The sequence below is a fragment of the Aquimarina sp. RZ0 genome (genome assembly GCF_008370685.1).
In the GTDB taxonomy this organism is placed as follows: domain Bacteria; phylum Bacteroidota; class Bacteroidia; order Flavobacteriales; family Flavobacteriaceae; genus Aquimarina.
This window is the reverse complement of sequence record NZ_VTZU01000183.1, coordinates 1-2,298: the sequence shown is the minus strand read 5'-3', so window position 1 is coordinate 2,298 and position 2,298 is coordinate 1. Positions and strand designations below refer to the sequence as shown.

The window sequence follows — 2,298 nt, the reverse complement described above, 5'->3', positions numbered from 1 at the left end:
AACTTACTAGATTCAAACCTGAAAATATCTCGATCTATGAGTAGAAAAGGAAATTGTTGGGATAATGCTGTAGCAGAATCCTTCTTTAAAACATTAAAGTACGAGTGTGTTTATAGACATAAGTTTAAATCATTTTTAGAAGCTTATTATATAATTGATCAATATATAAAATGGTATAATACTAAAAGAATACATTCTGCTTTAGGGTATAAAACTCCTCTAGAAGTAGAACAAGAATATCTAAATATTAAAAACAAAAAAGTGGCTTAAAAATTTTGTCCGAAAATTATTAGGCAGTCCAGATAATAGGGTTTACCCATAACAAGTTTGTTTTTATAAAAGTTAAAAGGAACTTGTCTATATAAGAGTAGGTATGTTAAAATTAAAAAATATGAAAATAAAATCATTCTTATCGATTGGTGTATTCTGTGCATCACTATTCTTTTTCTCTTGCGAAAAAGATGAATTAACTTCTCCTAATGTCGAAACTATAGCTCAAGAAGAAGGTAACCCTCTATTTGCCGAAGGAGGTACACTAGAAACTATCTCGTATTATGGAGAGCAAATCACTGCTCAAAAAATTGATGGACAATATATTATCGGAGGAGATATGATTGTTACACCTGATGAAGCTGATCCAAATGCCAAAGGTTTTGCCACTACTCGCAACAAACTATGGTCAAGTAACACTATTCCTTTTACCGTCGATAAAAGATTTAAAAATACTAAAGCAATCTATAATGCAATTAAACATATAGAGCAAAAAAGCAATCTAAAGTTTAAATGGAGAACCAATGAAAAAAAATATATAAAAATTAATTATAACACTAGTGGCTGCACAGCAAACGTAGGTACAACAGGAGGTGTAACCAATGTTAACTTAACAGAATCTTGTGCTTCTCAAGCACAACATGGTACTGCCTTACATGAAATTATGCACGCATTAGGCTTCTGGCATGAACATACGCGTTCGGATAGGGATAAATATATAAATATAAATATAAAAAATGTACCTTCTGGTTTTATAGGTTTACTTAATAAATTACCCAGTAATCAAACCACTTTGGCTACTAAATCATTAGATTTTCAGAGTATTATGATATACGGCTCTAATAGAATCACTAGAAATGGAAAACCAACGATGACAAGAAAAAATGGGTCAACTTGGCCACAACCTACAACAAATCGTAATTGGCTTTCTCAAGGCGACATTAATGCTCTAAACAAACTCTATCCAAAAAAAGCTGGTAGTGGTAGTATCCCTAAATGGAAAGTGATTGGTTTTAAGCCTGCTGCTCCAGGTAAGTTATTAATTTCTTATAGATTTGGTAATCCTAACAAAGGTAAAACTATAGCCTCAGGAGCTTTTGGGCCTAATAATACGATTAGAGATTGGGAGCGATTTTTGGTACAACCTACAAACGGAAATAAAGTTAAATTGCGTATTGATAACTTTGGGGATAAAAACTACTTCTTAAAAGTAAGAAATGGTCGCCTAACTGTAGTAAAAGGTTTTGGTGGGGGATCAGAATTTGAGTGGATTCCAAGAGGTGGTAAAAAGTTTGCTTTAAAAATACCTGGGCAAAATCGATATGTACAGGCACCACATCATATAGCAAAACCTGAGCTAAAAATAGTAACACCACCCAATGGTATAAATGCATGGGAAACCTTTGAGTATGTATTGGCTCCTGGTTTTAATTAAAAATCTGCGGAAGATATAACATATTTATAAACCTATGGTCAGGTACATGACCATAGGTTTACAGCGTTTCAATAATACTTGGCTTAATACCATATAAAATCATACCCCCGATTAGAACAAAAAAGAAAACATCAGAACTATCAATATCAAAGGATAAAAAGGGAAATAACATCTTTACTATTATTTTTAATATAAGACAAATTGATCACTCCCCTTTTCTATATTCAATCATAAATAAATAATTTTCAATTATTTTGTGATTCTATTGAGAATCATTTGACAATTTTGCCATAATATCCAAGATTCTTGACTTTCTGTTGTTTTTTCATAGTCTTTGTCAAGCCTTCGGAATAAATTAAAGATTCCAAAAGTTCTTTCTGTTACCCATCTCCATTTTAACGGAACAAATCCTTTGGAGGAAGGAGGTGCGGATGAGATCTCGACTTCGAGTCCAGCTATATTTCCTTCTACCCACTTCATAAATGTTTTCTTGTAAGCATCATCTGCCAAGATTTTTTCCATACGATCTAAATACCCTAATAGAGGTTCTACCACCTTACTTGCAACCACACCATCCGCTTGATTAGCTGCTA

The 2,298-nt window shown here is 32.8% G+C and carries 3 protein-coding genes; 2 read left to right on the top strand and 1 reads right to left on the bottom strand.

Going from position 1 to position 2,298, the window contains the following annotated elements:
- Both F0000_RS27065 and F0000_RS27060 read left to right on the top strand, forming a co-directional pair.
- A partial coding sequence (locus tag F0000_RS27065; protein ID WP_149627817.1) for an integrase core domain-containing protein occupies window positions 1-270 on the top strand: 270 nt, incomplete at its 5' end.
- 121 nt (window positions 271-391) lie between these two features.
- Window positions 392-1,705 carry a M12 family metallopeptidase gene (locus F0000_RS27060; protein WP_188112314.1) on the top strand — a complete coding sequence of 438 codons (1,314 nt, stop codon included), beginning with the start codon at window positions 392-394 and terminating at the stop codon, window positions 1,703-1,705.
- Window positions 1,706-1,954: 249 nt separating this feature from the next.
- On the opposite strand, the gene F0000_RS27055 is transcribed toward F0000_RS27060, so the two are convergent.
- On the bottom strand, window positions 1,955-2,298 hold a 344-nt coding region (locus F0000_RS27055; RefSeq protein ID WP_149627815.1), incomplete at its 5' end, for a transposase.